This window comes from Citrobacter sp. Awk 2 (assembly GCF_028069815.1).
Lineage (GTDB): Bacteria > Pseudomonadota > Gammaproteobacteria > Enterobacterales > Enterobacteriaceae > Citrobacter.
The window spans coordinates 1-22,547 of record NZ_JANEWL010000027.1; the positions used below are offsets into that span (position 1 = coordinate 1).

The window sequence follows — 22,547 nt, forward strand, 5'->3', positions numbered from 1 at the left end:
CATATTTTCCATTGATAGTAATTGATGCCTTTTTATTATCTGATTGATGATTTTCCATGTATTTGTTTTATTGTTCCGCTGTGGAACGGTGAAATGAATACAATGGAGATTTATAATGGAAAATATTCCTGCGCAGAATCTTAAGTTACCGACTCCTCGCCCGGCAGTGAATCAGGGTATCGACACTAATAATGAGATAGTTCTCAGTCATACAGCTATTTACCAAGATTGTCTGGCGCAGATCACTGACGAGAATACACTAGATAATGCACTTATTATTCTCAATCCTTATGGCACCGCTCCCTTAAGTGCTTATGCCGGTGTTTGGAGCGATGAAGTACGCACCATTACGTTAAACATTCAGGATTTGGCGCAAAATGCGATGTTGATTACCCAAGAGGTTACGTTGAGTGTGGGGGAAAATTTGCTGCCTGTACTGGGTCTGGTGGCTGATACCGATAACCTACTTACCCTATTGGTTGATGAGGAGATCAATGCGACTTACACGATTGCAACTCAACCTTTGCCTGAAACAGATTCTGCAGATGTGCAGCTTGGGTTCCCCATTGTTAATGTGACGCAATCGGCGACTGACACAGATATGCTTGCGCCGGGCTGTTATTTTATTACACATTTCGATCGTTATAATTACGCTCTGGATCAGGATGGCGTGGTGCGCTGGTATGTTACACAAGACTTCCCATCCTTCAATTTGGTTCGTGTGGATAATGGTCATTTCCTGGCAACCTCAGAAGCCAAAAATACCTATCTGGATATGTATGAGTTTGACATGATGGGGCGGCTGTATACATTTTATATGTTGGACAACCAGTTCCACCATTCAATTTGGCAGTGGGACAGTAATACTATTGTTGCGCCCTCTGAATATACTTCTGGTCGTCCTGATTCGCTGAAAACGAATGAGGATGGCGTATCTGTGGTTGATCTTTCAACGGGACAGGAGATTGCTTATTACGATATGGCAACGATTCTGGATACCTCCCGTACAGCGCGTCCAACAGGGACCGCTCCAGGTGAAGACGCGACCGTTCAGGACTGGCTGCATATCAACCAGAGCTATGTTAATGAAACGAATAATTTGCTAATTGCCTCAGGACGCCATCAGAGTGCTGTTTTTGGTATCGATCTGGAAACTGAAGCGCTGCAGTTTATTATGTCCACGCATGAGGATTGGACAGAGGATTATCAGCCTTATCTTCTTACTCCTGTCGACAGCGAAGGCATTCCTCTTTACGACCTCAGTAATCAAGATGATGTGGATGCTGCAAACCGAGATTTTTGGTCGTGGGGGCAGCATAACGTGGTTGAGGTGGCTAATGACGAACCGGGAATTGTTGAGTTTATGGTCTTTGACAACGGTAACTTTCGCTCCCGTGAAGACAGTAAAAGTCTTCTCCCGCCAGATAACTACAGCCAGGTTGTGCATTTCATCGTTGATCTGAATTTGATGACGGTTATGCGTCCTTTCGCGTATGGGAAAGAGTTGGGATCTCGCGGTTATAGCAGCTGTGTGAGCGCTAAAGAAGTACAGCAAAACGGGAATATTGTGGTGCATTTTGGCGACTGTACGTTTGATGAAAATGGACTCGCTATTTCTTGCCAGCCGGGAGACAGTGATATTGATGACCCACGAGCGGGAAGTGAAGCAATGGGTAACTTGCTCCTGCAGGAGATCGATCCAGAGACGAAGTCGGTGCTTTTTGAAGCGACGATGACCTCCGGTTACTATAAGAGTGAAGACGTTAATGGCGCAGGTTATCGCTATGACATCACCAGTTTCCGTGTGTACAAAATGAATCTCTATGCTTAAGTGTGTGTTTTACGCTCCAGCGTGAATTTTTCTCAGCCCAACGAACAGTTGGGCTTTTTTGTTCGTAAAAACCGATCTGTTCATCATGAATAATCTAATATTAACGATGAATTATGCGGAGTAAGATAGTAATTACGAAGTATTCACCCAATAGAGAGAATAAAAGTGAAACATCTACATCGTTTTTTTAGTAGCGACGCCTCGGGCGGCATAATTCTGATCATCGCTGCAGCGGTAGCCATGTTGATGGCCAATATCGGGGTCACCAGTGGATGGTACCACGCCTTTCTGGAGACGCCTGTTCAACTGCGGGTTGGCGCGCTTGAGATCAACAAAAATATGCTGTTGTGGATCAACGATGCCTTGATGGCGGTGTTTTTCCTGCTGATCGGTCTGGAAGTGAAGCGTGAGCTGATGCAGGGATCGCTTGCCAGTTTGCGTCAGGCAGCGTTCCCGATCATTGCGGCGATTGGCGGCATGATTGTCCCGGCGTTGCTGTATCTGGCATTTAACTATGCCGATCCCGTCACTCGTGAAGGGTGGGCTATCCCTGCAGCAACGGATATTGCTTTTGCGTTAGGCGTGCTGGCGCTGCTGGGCAGTCGTGTCCCGCTGGCGCTGAAAATCTTCCTGATGGCGCTGGCGATTATTGATGACCTCGGCGCCATTGTGATTATTGCATTGTTCTACACCAGCGATCTTTCACTGCTTTCGTTGGGGGTTGCCGCTCTGGCCATTGTTATTCTGGCTGCGTTGAATCTGTGTGGCGTAAGACGGACGGGTATTTACATTCTGGTCGGCGTTGTGCTGTGGACTGCGGTACTGAAATCTGGCGTGCACGCGACTCTGGCCGGGGTGATTGTGGGCTTCTTCATTCCGTTAAAGGAAAAACATGGGCGCTCACCGGCGAAGCGTCTGGAGCACGTCCTGCATCCGTGGGTGGCTTATCTGATTCTGCCGCTGTTTGCCTTTGCTAACGCAGGTGTTTCGCTGCAGGGCGTTACGCTGGATGGATTGACCTCGATTCTGCCGCTGGGAATTATCGCTGGCCTGCTCATCGGTAAGCCGCTGGGGATTAGCCTGTTCTGCTGGCTGGCGCTCCGCCTGAAGTTGGCACAGCTGCCAGAAGGCACGAATTTCCAGCAGATCATGGCGGTAGGTATTCTGTGCGGCATTGGTTTCACCATGTCGATTTTCATTGCCAGCCTGGCGTTCGGCAGCGTTGATCCAGAGCTGATTAACTGGGCAAAACTGGGGATTCTGATCGGTTCTTTGCTGTCGGCAGTGATCGGCTATTGCTGGTTACGCACTCGATTGAACGTGTCAGCCTGATCGGCTGACGCTTTTGTGACAATTTTCAGGGAGAGAGTATGTCTCATATCAATTACAACCACCTGTATTACTTCTGGCATGTGTATAAGGAAGGTTCGGTGGTTGGTGCAGCAGAAGCGCTTTATCTGACGCCACAGACCATTACCGGGCAGATTAAAGCGCTTGAGGAACGCTTACAGGGAAAACTGTTCAAGCGTAAGGGGCGCGGACTGGAGCCTAGTGAACTGGGAGAATTAGTCTTTCGCTATGCGGATAAAATGTTCACGTTAAGCCAGGAGATGCTGGATATCGTGAACTATCGCAAAGAGTCTAATTTATTGTTCGATGTCGGTGTGGCGGATGCGTTGTCTAAACAGCTGGTCAGCAGTGTGCTGGATGCCGCTGTGGTGGAAGATGAACAAATCCACCTGCGCTGCTTTGAATCTACGCACGAGATGCTGCTAGAGCAGCTCAGTCAGCACAAGCTGGATATGATTATCTCAGATTGTCCGATTGATTCGACGCAGCAGGAAGGTCTGTTCTCGGTGAAAATAGGCGAGTGCTGTGTCAGTTTTTGGTGCACGAATCCCTTACCTGAGAAGCCATTTCCGGCCTGTCTTGAAGAGCGGCGATTGCTGATTCCAGGCCGTCGTTCAATGCTGGGGCGTAAGTTGCTGAACTGGATTAACTCTCAGGGGCTGAATGTTGAAATCCTCGGGGAGTTTGATGATGCCGCATTGATGAAAGCCTTCGGTGCCACGCACAATGCTATTTTCGTTGCCCCAACGCTCTATTCGAACAATTTCTATGCCGATGATTCGATTGTGGAGATTGGACGTGTGGAGAATGTGATGGAGGAATACCATGCCATTTTTGCGGAGAGAATGATCCAGCACCCGGCGGTGCAGCGTATTTGTAATGCGGACTATTCCGCGCTCTTTACGCCAGTGAGCAAATAAGCAGACATAAAAAAACCCGCTTACGCGGGTTTTTTCACAAAGCGACAACAAGCAGACGATTAAGCCAGTTTGTTGATCTGTGCAGTCAGGTTTGCTTTATGACGTGCAGCTTTGTTTTTGTGGATCAGACCTTTAGCAGCCTGACGGTCCACGATTGGTTGCATTTCGTTAAATGCTTTCAGTGCAGTAGCTTTGTCGCCAGCTTCGATAGCTGCGTATACTTTCTTGATGAAAGTACGCATCATAGAGCGACGGCTAGCGTTGTGCTTGCGGGCCTTTTCAGACTGAACGGCGCGCTTCTTAGCTGATTTGATATTAGCCAAGGTCCAACTCCCAAATGTGTTCTATATGGACAATTCAAAGGCCGAGGAATATGCCCTTTTAGCCTTCTTTTGTCAATGGATTTGTGCAAATAAGCGCCGTTTAAATTGCAGCACTCGTTGCGTAGTGATGGCGCAGGATTCTACCAGCTTGCGTGCTGTGAATACAGCTTTTCGATGAGAAAAATTGAATTGGTTTACCGGTGAAGGGCATCAATTTGTTTCATAACAATGAAAACAATCTTCTTTCTGTTTCGAGGAAACAATCGCCGGTTAACCTTGACCGCTGTACAGGGTATACTTTCACGATTTTCACTGTTTTGAGCCAGACATGAAGCTGATACGAGGCATACATAATCTCAGTCAGGCCCCGCATGGGTGTGTGCTGACTATTGGTAATTTCGACGGCGTGCACCGTGGCCACCGTGCCTTGTTGCAGGGCTTGCAGGAAGAAGGGCGCAAACGCGGTCTGCCAGTGATGGTGATGATTTTCGAGCCACAGCCGCTGGAACTGTTTGCGACGGATAAGTCACCTGCGCGACTTACCCGCCTGCGGGAAAAACTGCGTTATCTGGCCGAATGCGGCGTGGATTACGTGCTGTGCGTGCGTTTTGACAGGCGTTTCGCCGCATTAACGGCACAGACCTTTATCAGCGACCTGCTGGTGAAGCGCCTTGGTGTACAATTTCTTGCTGTTGGTGATGATTTCCGCTTTGGCGCTAGCCGCGCGGGCGATTTCTTGTTATTACAGGAAGCGGGCGCTGAGTATGGTTTTGATATCACCAGTACCCAAACCTTCTGTGAAGGCGGTGTGCGGATCAGCAGCACCGCTGTGCGTCAGGCGCTGGCAGACGATAACCTGCAACTGGCCGAAAGTTTGCTTGGACACCCTTTTACCATTTCAGGACGCGTCGTACATGGCGATGAACTGGGGCGAACTATCGGTTTCCCGACGGCAAATTTACCGCTGCGTCGCCAGGTTTCCCCAGTGAAAGGGGTATATGCGGTTGAAGTGATGGGATTGGGTGAAAAGCCTTTTCCCGGCGTAGCTAACATTGGCACCCGTCCGACGGTTGCCGGTGTACGTCAGCAGTTGGAAGTGCATCTACTGGATGTTGCAATGGACCTCTACGGTCGCCATATAGATGTAGTACTGCGTAAAAAGATACGCAACGAACAGCGATTTGCTTCGCTGGATGAACTAAAAGCGCAGATTGCGCGTGATGAGTTAACTGCCCGCGATTTTTTTGGGCTAACAAAACCGGCTTAATGCCTATACGAGTTTTAAATACGGAACCGAGAATCTGATGAGTGACTATAAATCAACCCTGAATTTGCCGGAAACAGGGTTCCCGATGCGCGGCGATCTCGCCAAGCGTGAACCGGGAATGCTGGCGCGTTGGACTGATGATGACCTGTACGGCATCATTCGTGCGGCCAAAAAAGGCAAAAAAACCTTCATTCTGCATGATGGCCCTCCTTATGCGAATGGCAGCATTCATATTGGTCACTCGGTTAACAAGATTCTGAAAGACATTATCGTGAAGTCCAAAGGACTCACGGGTTATGACTCGCCTTACGTTCCGGGCTGGGACTGCCACGGTCTGCCTATCGAGCTGAAAGTGGAGCAGGAATACGGTAAACCCGGTGAGAAGTTCACCGCTGCGGAGTTCCGTGCTAAGTGCCGCGAATATGCTGCAACGCAGGTTGACGGTCAGCGTAAAGACTTTATTCGTCTTGGCGTGCTGGGCGACTGGTCGCATCCGTATCTGACCATGGACTTCAAAACTGAAGCCAACATTATTCGTGCGTTGGGCAAAATCATCGGTAACGGCCACCTGCATAAAGGCGCGAAACCCGTGCACTGGTGCGTTGACTGTCGTTCTGCGCTGGCGGAAGCGGAAGTTGAGTATTATGACAAAACGTCTCCATCTATCGACGTTGCGTTCCATGCGGCCGACCCGGACGCAGTAAAAGCAAAATTTGGCGTCTCTGATGTCAATGGCCCAATCTCTCTGGTTATCTGGACCACCACCCCGTGGACGTTACCGGCTAACCGTGCGATCTCTCTGGCACCTGACTTTGACTATGCGCTGGTACAGATGGACGGCCAGGCGGTAATTCTGGCAAAAGATCTGGTTGAAAGCGTAATGCAACGTATTGGCGCGGCTGAATACACTATCCTTGGCACCGTAAAAGGCGCTGAGCTGGAACTGCTGCGCTTTACCCATCCGTTTATGGGCTTTGACGTGCCGGCTATCCTTGGCGATCACGTTACGCTGGATGCGGGTACCGGTGCGGTCCATACCGCCGGCGGCCACGGTCCGGATGACTACGTCATCAGCCAGAAATACGGTCTGGAAATCGCTAACCCGGTTGGCCCGGACGGCGCATACCTGGCGGGCACCTACCCGGAACTCGACGGTGTGAACGTCTTTAAAGCGAACGACAAAATTGTTGCGCTGCTGAGTGAAAAAGGCGCGCTGCTGCACGTTGAGAAGATGCAGCACAGCTATCCATGCTGCTGGCGTCACAAGTCGCCGATCATCTTCCGCGCAACTCCGCAGTGGTTCGTCAGCATGGATCAGAAAGGCCTGCGTGCGCAGTCGCTGAAAGAGATCAAAGGCGTACAGTGGATCCCTGACTGGGGCCAGGCGCGTATTGAATCGATGGTTGCTAACCGTCCTGACTGGTGTATCTCCCGTCAGCGTACGTGGGGCGTGCCGATGTCTCTGTTTGTCCACAAAGACACCGAAGAGCTGCACCCGCGCGCTATCGAACTGATGGAAGAAGTTGCCAAACGTGTTGAGGTAGACGGTATCCAGGCGTGGTGGGATCTCGACCCGAAAGATATCCTCGGCGATGAAGCTGATCAGTACGTCAAAGTACCGGATACGCTGGACGTGTGGTTTGACTCCGGTTCAACCCATTCATCCGTCGTTGACGTGCGTCCTGAGTTTGCAGGCCATGCGGCAGATATGTATCTGGAAGGCTCTGACCAGCACCGTGGTTGGTTCATGTCTTCTTTGATGATCTCCACCGCCATGAAAGGCAAAGCGCCTTACCGCCAGGTACTGACTCATGGTTTCACCGTTGATGGTCAGGGCCGTAAGATGTCCAAGTCTATCGGTAACACTGTTTCTCCGCAGGATGTGATGAACAAACTGGGCGCGGATATTCTGCGTCTGTGGGTGGCATCGACCGACTATACCGGTGAAATGGCTGTTTCCGATGAAATTCTGAAACGTGCTGCCGACAGCTATCGTCGTATCCGTAACACCGCGCGCTTCCTGCTGGCGAACCTGAACGGGTTCGATCCGGTTAAAGACATGGTGAAACCGGAAGAGATGGTGGTGCTGGACAGGTGGGCGGTAGGTTGTGCGCAAGCGGCTCAGGAAGAGATCCTGAAAGCTTACGAAGCCTATGACTTCCACGAAGTGGTACAGCGTCTGATGCGCTTCTGCTCCGTAGAAATGGGGTCGTTCTACCTTGATATCATCAAAGACCGTCAGTACACCGCGAAAGCGGAAAGCCGGGCGCGTCGTAGCTGCCAGACTGCGCTGTTCCATATTGCGGAAGCGCTGGTTCGTTGGATGGCACCGATCATGTCCTTCACCGCAGACGAAATCTGGGGTTACCTGCCGGGTTCCCGCGAGAAATACGTCTTCACTGGTGAATGGTACGACGGTCTGTTTGGCTTAGGCGAAACCGAAGCCATGAACGACGCATTCTGGGACGAGCTGCTGAAAGTACGTGGCGAAGTGAACAAGGTTATCGAGCAGGCGCGTGCGGATAAGAAAGTCGGCGGTTCTCTGGAAGCGGCAGTGACCCTGTACGCCGAACCTGAACTGGCGGCGAAACTGACCGCACTAGGCGAAGAGTTGCGTTTTGTCCTGTTGACCTCCGGTGCGACTGTTGCGGATTATGCCGCGGCACCTGCTGATGCTCAGCAGAGCGAATTGCTCAAAGGGCTGAAGATCGTACTGAGTAAAGCCGAAGGTGAGAAGTGCCCGCGCTGCTGGCATTACACCACTGACGTCGGCCAGGTGGCGGAACATGCAGATATCTGCGGACGCTGTGTCAGCAACATCGCCGGTGATGGCGAACAACGTAAGTTTGCCTGATGAGTAAGCCTCTTTGTTCAACAGGGCTACGCTGGCTGTGGCTGGTGGTAGCCGTGCTGATTATTGACTTAGGCAGCAAATACCTGATCCTCCAGAACTTTGCTCTGGGGGATACGGTGTCGCTGTTCCCGTCGCTTAATCTGCACTATGCACGTAACTACGGTGCGGCGTTCAGCTTCTTAGCCGATAGCGGTGGCTGGCAGCGTTGGTTCTTTGCCGGCATTGCCATCGGTATTTGCGTCATCCTGATGGTGATGATGTATCGCTCGAAGGCGACGCAGAAGCTGAATAACATCGCGTATGCGTTAATCATTGGCGGTGCGCTGGGCAACTTGTTCGACCGCCTGTGGCACGGCTTTGTGGTTGATATGATTGACTTTTACGTCGGAGACTGGCATTTCGCGACCTTCAACCTGGCAGATACGGCGATTTGTATCGGCGCGGCGTTGATTGTTCTTGAAGGCTTCTTACCGTCGAAAGAGAAAAAAGCCGCATAAAAAATGCCGGATGGCGCTATGCTAATCCGGCCTACAATATACTGCGATCCTTGTAGGCCCGGTAAGCGTAGCGCCACCGGGCAAACAGTCGGCAGCAATTTTAAAGAGCAACCTGCATGTCTAAATCAGTACAGAGTAACAGTGCGGTGCTGGTGCACTTCACCCTCAAGCTCGACGATGGCTCCACCGCAGAGTCAACCCGCAATAACGGCAAGCCTGCGCTGTTTCGCCTGGGCGATGGTTCTCTGTCTGAAGGACTGGAGCAGCACCTGCTGGGGTTAAAAGAGGGCGATAAAACCACGTTCTCCCTGGAACCGGATGCGGCCTTTGGCATCACCAGCCCGGACTTAATTCAGTATTTCTCGCGTCGGGAATTTATGGACGCGGGTGAGCCAGAAATTGGCGCAATCATGCTCTTTACCGCAATGGACGGCAGTGAGATGCCAGGTGTTATCCGCGAAATCAACGGTGATTCGATCACGGTTGATTTCAACCATCCGCTGGCTGGGCATACCGTTCATTTTGATATTGAAGTGCTGGAAGTCGAACCAGTACTGGAGGCGTAAAATGCAGATCCTGTTGGCCAACCCGCGCGGTTTCTGCGCTGGCGTAGACCGCGCTATCAGCATTGTAGAAAACGCGCTGGCTATTTACGGCGCGCCGATTTATGTCCGTCACGAAGTGGTGCATAACCGCTACGTGGTGGATAGCCTGCGTGAGCGCGGCGCTATTTTTATTGAGCAGATCAGTGAAGTGCCAGACGGCTCAATTTTGATTTTCTCAGCCCACGGCGTATCTCAGGCAGTGCGTAACGAAGCCAAAGGCCGCGACCTTACAGTTTTTGATGCGACCTGTCCGTTGGTGACCAAGGTGCACATGGAAGTCGCCCGGGCCAGCCGTCGCGGCGAAGAGTCGATCCTGATCGGTCACGCCGGGCACCCGGAAGTTGAAGGTACGATGGGCCAATACAGCAACCCGCAAGGGGGGATGTATCTGGTTGAATCACCGGAAGATGTGCTGAAACTGGACGTGAAAAATGAAGGTAAACTTTCCTTCATGACGCAGACCACGCTCTCCGTTGACGATACTTCGGATGTCATCGACGCGCTGCGCCAACGCTTCCCGAAAATCGTCGGGCCGCGCAAAGACGATATCTGCTATGCCACCACTAACCGTCAGGAAGCGGTACGTGCGCTGGCGGAACAGGCGGATGTTGTGTTGGTTGTCGGCTCGAAAAACTCGTCTAACTCTAACCGTCTGGCTGAACTGGCGCAGCGGATGGGGAAAGCCGCGTATCTGATTGATGATGCGACTGATATCCAGGAAGAGTGGGTGAAAGCCGCGAAATGTGTGGGCGTAACGGCCGGTGCTTCGGCACCCGATATTCTGGTTCAGAATGTGATTGCTCGTCTGCAGGAGTTGGGCGGTGGAGAAGCTATCCCGCTTGAAGGCCGTGAAGAGAATATCGTTTTCGAAGTGCCTAAAGAACTGCGTGTGGATGTTCGTGAAGTAGAGTAAGTCTTTCACGCCACGATTATGCGAAGATGCCAGACTTAACGTCTGGCATTTTTTTTTGGAGAAACCATGCGCTTACCGATCATTCTTGATACCGATCCCGGCATTGATGATGCCGCTGCAATTGCCGCTGCGTTGTTTGCCCCTGAGTTGGATCTACAACTAATGACCACGGTAGCAGGCAATGTTTCGGTGGAAAAAACCACCCGTAACGCATTGCAGTTGCTGCATTTCTGGAATGCGGATATCCCCCTGGCGCAGGGCGCATCCATGCCGCTGGTGCGCCCGTTGCGCGATGCTGCTTCTGTACACGGGGAGTCCGGCATGGAAGGGTACGAATTTGTCGAGCACGACCGCCAGCCGCTGGCAAAACCTGCTTTTCAGGCTATCCGTGACGCGTTGATGCATGCCCCACAACCGGTGACGTTGGTCGCCATTGGCCCCTTAACGAATATTGCGTTGCTCCTCACTCATTATCCTGAATGCGTATTCAACATTCAGCGTCTGGTGATTATGGGCGGTTCGGCCGGGCGCGGGAACTTCACGCCAAACGCTGAGTTTAATATTGCTATCGACCCGGAAGCGGCAGCGAAAGTATTCCAGAGTGGGCTGGAGATTGTAATGTGCGGGCTGGACGTGACCAACCAGGCCATGCTTGCGCCGGATTATCTGGCGACGTTACCAGGGCTTAATCAGACCGGAAAAATGCTGCATGCGCTGTTCAGTCATTACCGTAGCGGTAGCATGAATACGGGGCTGCGAATGCACGACCTCTGTGCGATTGCCTGGCTGGTGCGCCCGGATCTCTTTACGCTCAAGCCCTGTTTTGTCGCCGTTGAAACGCAGGGGGAATATACCTCTGGTACAACGGTAGTAGATATCGAAGGGCGGCTGGGGCAACCCGCTAATGCCCAGGTGGCACTGGGGCTGAACGTTGAGGGGTTCCAGCAGTGGGTGGCGCACGTTCTGGCACTGGCCCCCTGATTTCCACGCTATATAACGATATGACGCTGCTTATTCCGTGGCGTCATGCCTTTTACTGATATCTTTCCCTGTTTATCATTAAATTCTAATTATCGACGTTTTCGGCTGGCGGCGCAGCGATACGCTGGTTAATCTGAAAACGATTTACGTAAAATTAACAAAAGAGAATAGCTATGCATGATGCACAAATCCGCGTTGCCATCGCGGGAGCCGGAGGACGCATGGGGCGTCAGTTGATTCAGGCCACGCTGGGTATGGATGGCGTACAGCTTGGTGCGGCGCTGGAACGTGAAGGCTCTTCCTTACTGGGTAGCGATGCCGGGGAACTGGCGGGCGCAGGAAAGACGGGCGTGACCGTGCAAAGCAGCCTTGAAGCGATAAAAGATGATTTTGACGTTTTTATCGATTTTACCCGTCCTGAAGGTACGCTGACACATCTGGCGTTTTGTCGCCAGCACGGCAAAGGCATGGTAATTGGTACCACTGGTTTTGATGATGCGGGAAAACAGGCTATTCACGATGCCGCACAGGATATTGGCATCGTCTTCGCCGCTAACTTTAGCGTCGGCGTTAACGTCATGCTGAAGTTGCTGGAGAAAGCCGCGAAAGTCATGGGTGACTATACCGACATTGAAATTATTGAAGCTCACCACCGCCATAAAGTGGATGCGCCGTCTGGTACCGCGCTGGCGATGGGGGAGGCGATAGCCGGGGCACTGGATAAAGATTTAAAAGACTGTGCCGTCTATGCGCGTGAAGGTTATACCGGTGAACGTGTGCCGGGCACTATCGGTTTTGCTACGGTGCGTGCGGGAGATATCGTTGGGGAACATACCGCGATGTTTGCTGATATTGGTGAGCGCATCGAGATTACGCATAAAGCCTCCAGCCGTATGACATTCGCCAACGGTGCGGTGAGATCGGCAGTTTGGCTGAAATCTAAATCAAATGGTCTTTTTGATATGCGAGACGTGCTTGATTTACGCAATTTGTAAGGTTTATTACCCTTCGTGATGTGGTTATTGTAGTCGTAATTATTTGATTACATAGGGCAATATTTTATTGCCCTTTATTTTATCTGTTTAATGTTGTTTTTAAATTGAGTGCCTTGTTTTTATAAGTTTCATTGTCTTTTTTTGTTGGTTAAATGTAAATTTTGACCATTTGGTCTGCTTTTTATCTCTTGTTTCTGAGATTTGATACTCTTCCTGCTCCGCAAGCGTTTTCCACTCTAAGTTAGTTGATCTTTTTGATGCCTGGAGGCGGGTTAATTCGTCAGTGGCGCAAAATAATAATAAAAATTGTCCTTTTGGGTAGACTTTTACGTGGGCTATCTCTAGAATGCCGCCGTTTGCCAGAAATCCATAGGTAAGCAAATTTGCATTGATTCATGGTGTGTTAATGAATTAATATGCAAATAAAGTGAGTGAATATTCTCTGGAGGGTGTTTTGATTAAGTCAGCGCTATTGGTTCTGGAAGACGGAACCCAGTTTCACGGTCGGGCCATAGGGGCAACAGGTTCGGCGGTTGGGGAAGTCGTTTTCAATACTTCAATGACCGGTTATCAAGAAATCCTCACTGATCCTTCCTATTCCCGCCAAATCGTCACTCTTACTTATCCTCATATCGGTAATGTCGGCACCAATGAAGCCGATGCAGAATCTTCTCAGGTACATGCGCAAGGCCTGGTCATTCGCGACCTGCCGCTGATTGCCAGCAACTTCCGCGATACTGAAGACCTTTCTTCTTACCTGAAGCGCCATAACATCGTGGCGATTGCCGATATCGATACCCGTAAGCTGACGCGCCTGCTGCGTGAAAAGGGCGCACAGAACGGCTGCATTATTGCGGGTGACAACCCGGATGCGGCACTGGCGCTGGAAAAAGCCAAAGCATTTCCGGGCCTGAACGGTATGGATCTGGCGAAAGAAGTGACCACTGCGGAGCCGTATAGTTGGACGCAGGGTAGCTGGACGCTGGCAGGTGACTTACCGGAAGCAAAATCTGCTGATGAACTCCCGTTCCACGTTGTGGCTTATGATTTTGGTGCCAAGCGCAACATTCTGCGTATGTTAGCGGATCGCGGCTGTCGCCTGACGGTAGTACCGGCGCAGACCTCTGCAGAAGAGGTCCTGAAGATGAATCCTGACGGTATCTTCTTGTCCAACGGTCCTGGCGACCCGGCGCCATGCGATTACGCGATTACCGCGATTCAGAAATTCCTCGAAACCGATATTCCGGTATTTGGCATCTGCCTCGGTCATCAACTGCTGGCGCTGGCGAGCGGTGCAAAAACCATCAAGATGAAGTTTGGCCACCACGGCGGCAACCATCCGGTGAAAGATATTGATAACAATACCGTGATGATCACCGCGCAGAACCACGGTTTTGCGGTTGATGAGGCCTCCATGCCTGCCAACCTGCGCGTGACCCACAAGTCACTGTTCGACGGCACCCTGCAGGGGATTCATCGTACCGATAAACCGGCATTCAGCTTCCAGGGACACCCGGAGGCGAGCCCAGGTCCGCACGACGCTGCGCCGTTGTTTGACCACTTTATCGAGCTTATTGAGCAATACCGTCAGTCCGCGAAATAATCAGGAGTAAAAGAGCCATGCCAAAACGTACAGACATAAAAAGTATCCTGATTCTGGGCGCGGGTCCGATTGTAATCGGTCAGGCGTGTGAGTTTGACTATTCCGGCGCGCAGGCGTGTAAAGCCCTGCGTGAAGAGGGTTACCGCGTCATTCTGGTGAACTCCAACCCGGCAACCATCATGACCGACCCGGAAATGGCCGATGCAACCTATATCGAGCCGATTCACTGGGAAGTGGTACGCAAAATTATCGAAAAAGAGCGCCCGGATGCGGTGCTGCCGACTATGGGCGGCCAGACGGCGCTGAACTGTGCGCTGGAACTGGAACGTCAGGGCGTACTGGCTGAGTTCGGCGTGACCATGATTGGCGCGACGGCAGATGCCATTGATAAAGCAGAAGACCGTCGTCGCTTCGATATCGCGATGAAGAAAATCGGCCTCGACACTGCGCGTTCAGGCATCGCCCACACCATGGAAGAAGCGTTGGCGGTTGCCGCTGATGTTGGCTTCCCGTGCATTATCCGTCCCAGCTTCACCATGGGCGGCACCGGCGGCGGTATCGCCTATAACCGCGAAGAGTTCGAAGAAATCTGCGAACGCGGTCTGGATCTCTCCCCAACCAACGAGCTGCTGATTGATGAATCGCTGATTGGCTGGAAAGAGTACGAGATGGAAGTGGTGCGTGATAAAAACGACAACTGCATCATCGTCTGCTCCATTGAAAACTTCGACGCGATGGGTATTCATACCGGCGACTCCATCACCGTTGCCCCAGCGCAGACACTGACCGACAAAGAATATCAAATCATGCGTAACGCCTCGATGGCGGTGCTGCGTGAAATCGGCGTTGAAACCGGTGGTTCCAACGTGCAATTTGCGGTGAATCCGAAAAATGGTCGCCTGATTGTCATCGAAATGAACCCGCGCGTTTCCCGCTCTTCAGCGCTGGCGTCTAAAGCAACAGGCTTCCCGATTGCGAAAGTAGCGGCGAAACTGGCGGTAGGTTACACCCTCGATGAGCTGATGAACGACATCACTGGCGGTCGTACTCCGGCATCTTTCGAGCCGTCCATCGACTACGTTGTGACGAAGATTCCACGTTTTAACTTCGAGAAATTTGCGGGCGCAAACGACCGTCTGACTACCCAGATGAAATCTGTTGGTGAAGTGATGGCGATTGGCCGCACCCAGCAGGAATCCCTGCAGAAAGCGCTGCGTGGCCTGGAAGTGGGCGCGACCGGTTTTGACCCGAAAGTAAGCCTGGATGACCCGGAAGCACTGACTAAAATCCGCCGTGAGCTGAAAGACGCAGGCGCTGAGCGTATCTGGTACATCGCTGATGCGTTCCGTGCTGGCCTGTCCGTCGATGGTGTGTTCAACCTGACCAACATTGACCGCTGGTTCCTGGTGCAGATTGAAGAACTGGTGCGTCTGGAAGAAAAAGTGGCAGACGTGGGCATTAACGGCCTCGACGCTGACTTCCTGCGTATGCTTAAACGCAAAGGCTTCGCCGATGCGCGTCTGGCTAAACTGGCTGGCGTGCGCGAAGCAGAAATTCGCAAACTGCGTGAACAGTATAAGCTGCACCCGGTTTACAAGCGCGTTGACACCTGTGCCGCAGAATTTGCTACCGATACTGCTTACATGTACTCCACGTATGAAGAAGAGTGTGAAGCGAATCCGTCCGTAGACCGCGATAAAATTATGGTTCTGGGTGGTGGTCCGAACCGTATCGGCCAGGGGATTGAATTCGACTACTGCTGTGTACACGCTTCATTGGCGCTGCGTGAAGACGGTTACGAGACCATCATGGTCAACTGTAACCCGGAAACCGTTTCAACCGACTACGACACGTCTGACCGTCTGTACTTCGAGCCGGTGACGCTGGAAGATGTGCTGGAAATCGTGCGTATCGAGAAGCCGAAAGGCGTTATCGTTCAGTACGGTGGTCAGACTCCGCTGAAACTGGCTCGTGCGCTGGAAGCTGCAGGTGTTCCGGTTATCGGTACCAGCCCGGATGCGATTGACCGTGCCGAAGACCGTGAACGTTTCCAGCAGGCGGTTGACCGTCTGAAGCTGAAGCAACCGGCCAACGCCACCGTAACCGCTATCGAGCAAGCTGTTGAGAAAGCAAAAGAAATCGGTTATCCGTTGGTGGTGCGTCCGTCCTACGTTCTCGGCGGCCGCGCGATGGAAATTGTCTACGACGAAGCCGACCTGCGTCGTTACTTCCAGACGGCAGTTAGCGTGTCCAACGACGCGCCAGTGCTGCTGGACCGCTTCCTCGACGATGCGGTAGAAGTTGACGTGGATGCTATTTGTGACGGTGAAATGGTGCTGATTGGCGGCATTATGGAACACATTGAACAGGCGGGCGTGCACTCCGGTGACTCCGCATGTTCTCTGCCTGCTTATACGCTGAGTCAGGAAATTCAGGACGTCATGCGTCAACAGGTGCAGAAACTGGCCTTCGAACTGCAGGTTCGTGGCCTGATGAACGTCCAGTTTGCCGTGAAGAACAACGAAGTTTACCTGATTGAAGTTAACCCACGTGCGGCGCGTACCGTTCCGTTCGTCTCTAAAGCCACTGGTGTACCGCTGGCGAAAGTGGCGGCACGTGTGATGGCGGGTAAAACATTGGCACAGCAGGGCGTCACCAAAGAAGTCATCCCGCCGTACTACTCGGTAAAAGAAGTGGTGCTGCCGTTCAATAAATTCCCGGGCGTTGACCCGCTGTTAGGGCCAGAAATGCGCTCTACCGGTGAAGTCATGGGCGTGGGGCGTACCTTTGCCGAAGCGTTCGCTAAGGCACAGTTGGGCAGCAGTTCTACCATGAAAAAACAGGGCCGTGCGCTGCTCTCCGTACGTGAAGGCGATAAAGAACGTGTAGTAGACCTGGCGGCGAAACTGTTGAAGTTTGGTTTCGAGCTGGATGCTACACACGGCACGGCGATTGTGCTGGGTGAAGCGGGTATTAATCCACGTTTGGTAAACAAGGTGCATGAAGGCCGTCCGCACATTCAGGACCGTATCAAGAATGGCGAATACACCTACATCATCAACACCACTGAAGGTCGTCAGGCGATTGAGGACTCCAAGCTGATTCGCCGCAGTGCGCTGCAGTATAAGGTGCATTACGACACAACGCTGAACGGCGGTTTTGCCACGGCGATGGCGCTGAATGCAGATGCGACCGAGAAGGTGACTTCTGTCCAGGAAATGCACGCGCAGATCAAAAAGTCATAAAAAATAGGTTCGGTGATAATTGCGTTAACCTGACCAGCAATATAATTTTGAAAGGGTTTCTGTAAAGAAACCCTTTTTTAAATTCGAGTAAGGTCATTCCTGGCCAAATGCACTTTCATAACCACATTTTCAATGTAATAAGCACGATATAGCTCACACTAATCAACATTCAAGTCGCATACTATCCTTTATATCCACAATTTTAATATGGCTTAGTTTTTATTAATTTGGACAGGCCGTAGCCAGATTTTTAATTTGTGAAATGGTGTGCTTATGTGTGAAAAATATGTTGAAAGACCGCTTTATTTGTTAATTGCTGACTGGATGATGGCTGAGGATCGTTGGATCACTGCAAAGGAAATTTCCCTCCATTTTGATATTGAACACTGCAAAGCGATTAATACGCTCTCCTATATTCTGTCCGAAGTAGGGGAAATCGTTTGTGAAGTTAAGATGATCCCTAATCAGATTGCCGGTCGGGGCTGTCAGTGCCAGCGACTGGTGAAAGTTGTGAGTATTGATTCTCATCTTTACAGCAGGTTGAATCACAATTTGCAGGAAAAAAAGGTGAGCATGGCGAAAACGCCGCGCCTGTCAGCGGTTCCTCCAACAGAGCTCAACCGTGAGCAGAAATGGCAAATGATGCTCTCCAAGAGTATGCGTCGCTAATGGTCAGTTTGCCTGATGGCGGTACAAACGGTGATTGACGCGTAGGCCGGATTAGCGTGAGCGCATCCGGCATCAATTACTGTGCTGATTTCGGCTTCACATCCGTCGTGCCTTTCAGGCGCGGTCGGTTTTTTTCGACCTGCGTTAGTGGCTGCGTTTCGTGTAAGCCAGTCTGACAGCGAATGGCAAGATCCTGATACTCTTTGGTGTTCAGCCGTTTCCAGTGTAGTTCCTGATCGGTGACTTCGCGCAGTACGCGAGCCGGTGAGCCAACCAGCATCTGTCTTGCCTCCCCTTGAAATCCGGCTTTGACAAAGCTCATGGCGGCAACGATGCTCTCTTCGCCAATCACTGCGCCGTCCATAATGACGCTGTTCATGCCAATCAAAGCATCCCGACCGACCACGCAGCCATGTAAAATAGCGCCATGACCGATGTGTCCATTCTCATGCACGATGGTATCGGTGTCGCAATAGCCGTGCATGATACAGCCATCCTGCAGATTAGAACCTGCCTCGAGGATCAGACGGCCATAATCACCACGCAGTGACGCGTGCGGGCCTATATACACACCGGCCCCCACAATGACATCGCCAATCAGCACGGCGCTGGGGTGGACATACGCATCCGGGTGTACGACCGGAATCAGTCCTTCAAAGGCGTAATAGCTCATGGTTGCTCCTCGCTTTTTTGCCGGATGGCGCTTATCGGGCTAACATGCCGTGTTCGTAGGCCGGATAAGGCGTTTATACCGCTATCCGGCATGTCTTGATTAACGGCCTTTCCACACCGGATCGCGTTTTTCCGCAAATGCCTGTGGTCCTTCCAGCGCATCTTCAGAGTGCAGGACAGCCGGATAGTGTTTCAGTACGCCGCTACGGATGTAACGGTAGCCTTCTTCCACCGGCATTTCGCTGGTCGCACGGTAAATCTCTTTCAGCGCGGCGATAGCCAGCGGGGCGCTATTAACCAGTTGTTGCGCCAGTTCGCGGGCGCTGTTCATCAATTCACTCTGGCTAACGACACGGTTCACAATCCCCCAACGCAGCGCTTCTTCGGCGCTCATGCGTCTGCCGGTCATCACCATTTCGTTGACGATAGCCGGCGGCAGCAGTTTCGGCAGACGCAGTACGCCGCCACTGTCCGGCACGATACCGAGTTTTGCTTCCGGCAGGGCGAAGCTGGCGTTCTCTGCGCAGACGATCAAATCGGCCGCCAGCGCCAGTTCGAAACCACCACCAAATGCATAGCCGTTTACCGCAGCGATGACCGGTTTATCGAGATCGAATATTTCGGTTAAACCGGCAAAGCCGCCTGGGCCAAAATCGGCATCAGGTGCTTCACCTTCCGCTGCGGCTTTTAAGTCCCAACCTGCGGAAAAAAACTTCTCACCGCCACCAGTGATGATGGCGACGCGTAATTCAGGATCGTCACGGAAATTAAGAAAAACTTCGCCCATTTTAAAGCTGGTTTTGGCGTCAATGGCATTTGCTTTGGGCCTGTCCAGCGTAATTTCCAGAATCGGGCCATTGCGGGTCAGATGTAATGATTCACTCATGGTTCATCTCCAGATAAATAGGTTTTCAGGCAGGAGATATTCCTGCCAGAGAGGTTATTTCAGATTTTTTTTAATTATTTTCCCTGAACAATTTCGCGGCAGGTCGGTTCTGATCTCCATAAAAGAGGGAACCTTAAATTTCGCCATATTGTGTTCGCAGAAGCTGAAAAACTCGGCCTCGCTTAATGTTTCACCTTCATTCAGGACAATAAATGCTTTAATCGCTTCATCACGGATAGTGTCCTTGATACCGACAACAACAATGTCCTGAATTTTCGGATGTGCAGAAATGATATTTTCCAGCTCAACGCAGGAGACATTTTCTCCGCCGCGTTTAATCATATTGCAGCGTCTGTCGACAAAATAAAAAAAGCCATCCTCATCCTGGTAACCCGAATCACCCGTATGTAGCCAGCCCTCCGGCTCCATCGCTTTAGCCGTTGCTTCTGGCTGAGCGTAGTACTCTTTAAAAATCGTTTTACCCGGCACGCCTTTAATGCATATTTCACCAATTTCACCGGCGGGCAGGGGGCGGTTTTGGTCGTCGCGGATTTCTGCTTCATAGCTAAAGCCGACACGACCAATTGAAGGCCAGCGCCGTTTGTCTCCTGGACGGTCGCCAATAATGCCGACGATAGTTTCTGTCATACCGTAGGAGGTCAGCAGCCTGACACCAAAGCGACCGGTAAAGTCGTCTTTTTCCTGCTCTGATAAGTTGAGGTAGAACATCACTTCACGCAGATGATGTTGCCTGTCAGTCGGTGAGGCGGGCTGTACCATCAGCGTTCTGATCATCATCGGGATGCATTCCGTCACCGTCGCTTGATATTTACGTACCTGGTCCCAGAAGCCCCGGGCGCTGTACTTCTCAATCAGCACGAAGGTGCTCCCTGATGAAAATGCCGGCATTGCAGCCGTGCACTGGCAGTCGATATGGAAGGCGGGCATCACCGTCATGTACACATCATCATCGCGCAGGGCGATCTGCCAGGCAGAGTAGTAACCTGCAAAACGCAGGTTGTAGTGGGTAATCACCACCCCTTTAGGCCGCGAGGTGGTGCCTGAGGTAAACAGAATTTCTGCCGTGTCGTCAGTGGATAGCGCAGGTGTATAGCATAGCGTGGCCGACTGTCGGTCTTTCAGGAGGGAAAAGTGGCTCACGCCGTCATCCGCCGGAAGCCGATCGCCAATCAGACAGATGTGATTCAGTGGTGTCTCGTTTTCCAGGCGTATCTGGCGGTACATAGGATAAAACTGGGCGCTGGTGACCAGCAGACGCACCTGACTGTTTCGCAGGATCCAGGCGCTTTCTTCACCCAGCAGACGGGCATTGATCGGGACCATAATGGCACCGATTTTTGCCAGTCCAAACCAGCAAAAAATAAACTCCGGACAGTTATCCAGATGCAATGCGACCTTATCGCCCTTGCGAACCCCTAAGGAATGGAACAGGTTTGCCGTGCGGTTAATCTCTTCATTGAGCGAGGCATAGCTAAACTGCTGAACGTTTCCTTCGCAGGATTCGAAAATAAGTGCCGTTTTATCTCCGTACGCCCCGGCCAGGTCGTCCCACATCTGACGTAAGTTTTGTCCGCCAACGATATCCATATTGCTTTATCCACTGAAAACAGGCGTGAGCGCTAACCAAACCCGTGGGTTAGCGCGTCGCGTTTATTCCTCAACCCTGGCCAGGCCTTTGCCGACCAGCTCATTTATGTCTGCTTCGCTATAACCGATATTTTTCAGAATGGCGGCGGTATCCATGCCGTGTGATGGCATGCCACGCCAGATTTTCCCCGGATTATTTTTGAATTTCGGCATGATGTTTGGCCCTTTGCAGGTGCGACCATCCATCGTTTGCCACTGAGTAATGGATTCACGGGCAACGTACTGCGGGTTGCCTTCCAGTTCTGGAATAGTCAGTACTTTCGCGCAAGCGATGTTCAGCTCGGCAAAGCGTGCCTGGACCTCGGCAATCGTGTGTTCCGCCAGCCAGGCATCCAGTTTTTCTTCGACTAATGGGCCGTATGGGCATTCAACGCGATGGATAAGCTGAGTGCCTTCCGGGACTTCAGGGGTACCGAGGATGTGAGCCAGACCAATATCTTTAAAACACTCGTTGATTTGCGTGATACCAACCAGTTCCATAACAATGTAGCCATCAGCACATTTGTACAGACCACAACCGGCGTAGTAGGGGTCTTTACCTTTGGTCATGCGTGGGCAAATTTCGCCGCCGTTGAAGTAATCCATCATGAAGTACTGACCCATACGCAGCATCACTTCGTACATGGCAACGTCAATACTTTCCCCTTTCCCTGTTTCGCGTACTTTGTGCAGCGCAGCCAGCGCGGCGGTGGTTGCGGTCATGCCAGAAAAGTAATCGGCGGTGTATGGGAAGGCGGGCATAGGTTGATCAACGTCGCCGTTTTGGATCAGATAGCCGCTGAATGCCTGCGCGATGGTGTTATAAGCCGGAAGATTGGTGTACTCCTCGGTGCCAAACTGACCGAAGCCGGAAAGGTGGGCGATAACCAGTTTCGGGTTATGCTCCCACAATACCTCATCAGTAATGCCGCGACGGGCAAAGGCTGGACCCTTACTGGCTTCGATGAAGATGTCGGTGGTTTCCATTAATTTCAGAAACGCTTCCCGGCCTTCATCTTTGAAAATATTGAGCGAGAGTGCGTGCAGGTTACGGCGTGAAAGCTGCGGGTAGTTGGGTTGCACGCGGATGGTATCGGCCCATGCCACGTTCTCTATCCAGATAACTTCCGCACCCCATTCGGCAAACATTTGCCCGGCGAACGGCCCGGCAATTTCAATTCCTGAAAAGACAACCCGCAGCCCAGCAAGTGGCCCAAAGGTTGGCATTGGTAAATGATTCATTCTTTTGCTCCTGGCAGTTAGTTGTAGGCCGGATAAGCGCAGCGCCA

At 51.7% G+C, this 22,547-nt stretch carries 18 protein-coding genes and 1 pseudogene; 14 read left to right on the plus strand and 5 right to left on the minus strand.

Features of this window, described 5'->3' with window-relative positions; all coding sequences use genetic code 11:
• Positions 1-115: 115 nt before the first annotated feature.
• From NNO02_RS09410 to nhaR, 3 genes are all read left to right on the plus strand, one after another.
• The gene (locus tag NNO02_RS09410; RefSeq protein WP_271449987.1) at positions 116-1,831 is read left to right on the plus strand and encodes an aryl-sulfate sulfotransferase; all 1,716 of its coding nucleotides are present in this window, start codon (positions 116-118) and stop codon (positions 1,829-1,831) included.
• Between the two features lie 165 nt (positions 1,832-1,996).
• A complete protein-coding gene (nhaA, locus tag NNO02_RS09415; RefSeq protein ID WP_271440451.1) occupies positions 1,997-3,163 on the plus strand; it encodes a Na+/H+ antiporter NhaA in 1,167 nt (388 codons plus the stop codon).
• 38 nt (positions 3,164-3,201) lie between these two features.
• Positions 3,202-4,101 carry a transcriptional activator NhaR gene (gene nhaR, locus NNO02_RS09420; RefSeq protein WP_137383775.1) on the plus strand — a complete coding sequence of 300 codons (900 nt, stop codon included), beginning with the start codon at positions 3,202-3,204 and terminating at the stop codon, positions 4,099-4,101.
• Positions 4,102-4,160: 59 nt separating this feature from the next.
• Here the strand turns inward: nhaR and rpsT are convergent, their stop codons facing one another.
• Positions 4,161-4,424, minus strand: a complete 264-nt coding sequence (gene rpsT, locus NNO02_RS09425; protein WP_003018940.1) for a 30S ribosomal protein S20 — start codon at positions 4,422-4,424, stop codon at positions 4,161-4,163.
• Positions 4,425-4,529: 105 nt separating this feature from the next.
• Here rpsT and NNO02_RS09430 point away from each other — a divergent pair.
• The 11 genes and pseudogenes from NNO02_RS09430 (at position 4,530) to caiF (ending at position 18,053) form a co-directional block, all read left to right on the plus strand.
• Positions 4,530-4,745: pseudogene (locus tag NNO02_RS09430) on the plus strand (DUF2575 domain-containing protein).
• A gap of 7 nt (positions 4,746-4,752) precedes the next feature.
• Positions 4,753-5,691 (plus strand): bifunctional riboflavin kinase/FAD synthetase, encoded by a 939-nt coding sequence (gene ribF / locus NNO02_RS09435; RefSeq protein WP_271440452.1) that lies wholly within the window; start codon positions 4,753-4,755, stop codon positions 5,689-5,691.
• 37 nt (positions 5,692-5,728) lie between these two features.
• Positions 5,729-8,545, plus strand: a complete 2,817-nt coding sequence (gene ileS / locus NNO02_RS09440) for an isoleucine--tRNA ligase (protein ID WP_271454645.1) — start codon at positions 5,729-5,731, stop codon at positions 8,543-8,545.
• Positions 8,545-9,042, plus strand: a complete 498-nt coding sequence (lspA, locus tag NNO02_RS09445) for a signal peptidase II (RefSeq protein ID WP_048212740.1) — start codon at positions 8,545-8,547, stop codon at positions 9,040-9,042. The genes ileS and lspA overlap by 1 nt, the downstream gene beginning before the upstream one ends.
• 116 nt (positions 9,043-9,158) lie before the next feature.
• Positions 9,159-9,608: an FKBP-type peptidyl-prolyl cis-trans isomerase gene (gene fkpB / locus NNO02_RS09450; protein WP_137383771.1), complete on the plus strand. Its 450-nt coding sequence runs from the start codon at positions 9,159-9,161 to the stop codon at positions 9,606-9,608.
• Position 9,609: 1 nt separating this feature from the next.
• Complete coding sequence (ispH, locus tag NNO02_RS09455; protein WP_271454646.1) at positions 9,610-10,560, plus strand: 4-hydroxy-3-methylbut-2-enyl diphosphate reductase; 951 nt, start codon at positions 9,610-9,612, stop codon at positions 10,558-10,560.
• A gap of 66 nt (positions 10,561-10,626) precedes the next feature.
• Positions 10,627-11,541, plus strand: coding sequence for a ribonucleoside hydrolase RihC (gene rihC / locus NNO02_RS09460; protein WP_271454647.1), 915 nt, complete (start codon positions 10,627-10,629; stop codon positions 11,539-11,541).
• 173 nt (positions 11,542-11,714) lie between these two features.
• The gene (dapB, locus tag NNO02_RS09465; protein WP_271454648.1) at positions 11,715-12,536 is read left to right on the plus strand and encodes a 4-hydroxy-tetrahydrodipicolinate reductase; all 822 of its coding nucleotides are present in this window, start codon (positions 11,715-11,717) and stop codon (positions 12,534-12,536) included.
• A 454-nt stretch (positions 12,537-12,990) separates the two neighbouring features.
• Positions 12,991-14,139: a glutamine-hydrolyzing carbamoyl-phosphate synthase small subunit gene (gene carA / locus NNO02_RS09470; protein WP_271440458.1), complete on the plus strand. Its 1,149-nt coding sequence runs from the start codon at positions 12,991-12,993 to the stop codon at positions 14,137-14,139.
• A gap of 17 nt (positions 14,140-14,156) precedes the next feature.
• Positions 14,157-17,384 carry a carbamoyl-phosphate synthase large subunit gene (gene carB, locus NNO02_RS09475; RefSeq protein ID WP_271454649.1) on the plus strand — a complete coding sequence of 1,076 codons (3,228 nt, stop codon included), beginning with the start codon at positions 14,157-14,159 and terminating at the stop codon, positions 17,382-17,384.
• Positions 17,385-17,657: 273 nt separating this feature from the next.
• On the plus strand, positions 17,658-18,053 hold the full coding sequence (gene caiF / locus NNO02_RS09480; protein ID WP_271454650.1) for a carnitine metabolism transcriptional regulator CaiF: 396 nt from the start codon (positions 17,658-17,660) through the stop codon (positions 18,051-18,053).
• A 76-nt stretch (positions 18,054-18,129) separates the two neighbouring features.
• Here caiF and caiE read toward each other — a convergent pair whose 3' ends face one another.
• From caiE to caiB, 4 genes are all read right to left on the minus strand, one after another.
• Complete coding sequence (gene caiE, locus NNO02_RS09485; RefSeq protein ID WP_271440460.1) at positions 18,130-18,726, minus strand: carnitine operon protein CaiE; 597 nt, start codon at positions 18,724-18,726, stop codon at positions 18,130-18,132.
• A 99-nt stretch (positions 18,727-18,825) separates the two neighbouring features.
• Positions 18,826-19,611, minus strand: a complete 786-nt coding sequence (gene caiD / locus NNO02_RS09490) for a crotonobetainyl-CoA hydratase (protein ID WP_271454651.1) — start codon at positions 19,609-19,611, stop codon at positions 18,826-18,828.
• A 54-nt stretch (positions 19,612-19,665) separates the two neighbouring features.
• Positions 19,666-21,219, minus strand: a complete 1,554-nt coding sequence (caiC, locus tag NNO02_RS09495) for a crotonobetaine/carnitine-CoA ligase (protein WP_271454652.1) — start codon at positions 21,217-21,219, stop codon at positions 19,666-19,668.
• A 63-nt stretch (positions 21,220-21,282) separates the two neighbouring features.
• Entirely contained in the window at positions 21,283-22,500 is a 1,218-nt protein-coding gene (gene caiB / locus NNO02_RS09500; RefSeq protein WP_271440463.1) for an L-carnitine CoA-transferase, read from the minus strand.
• Positions 22,501-22,547 lie beyond the last annotated feature (47 nt).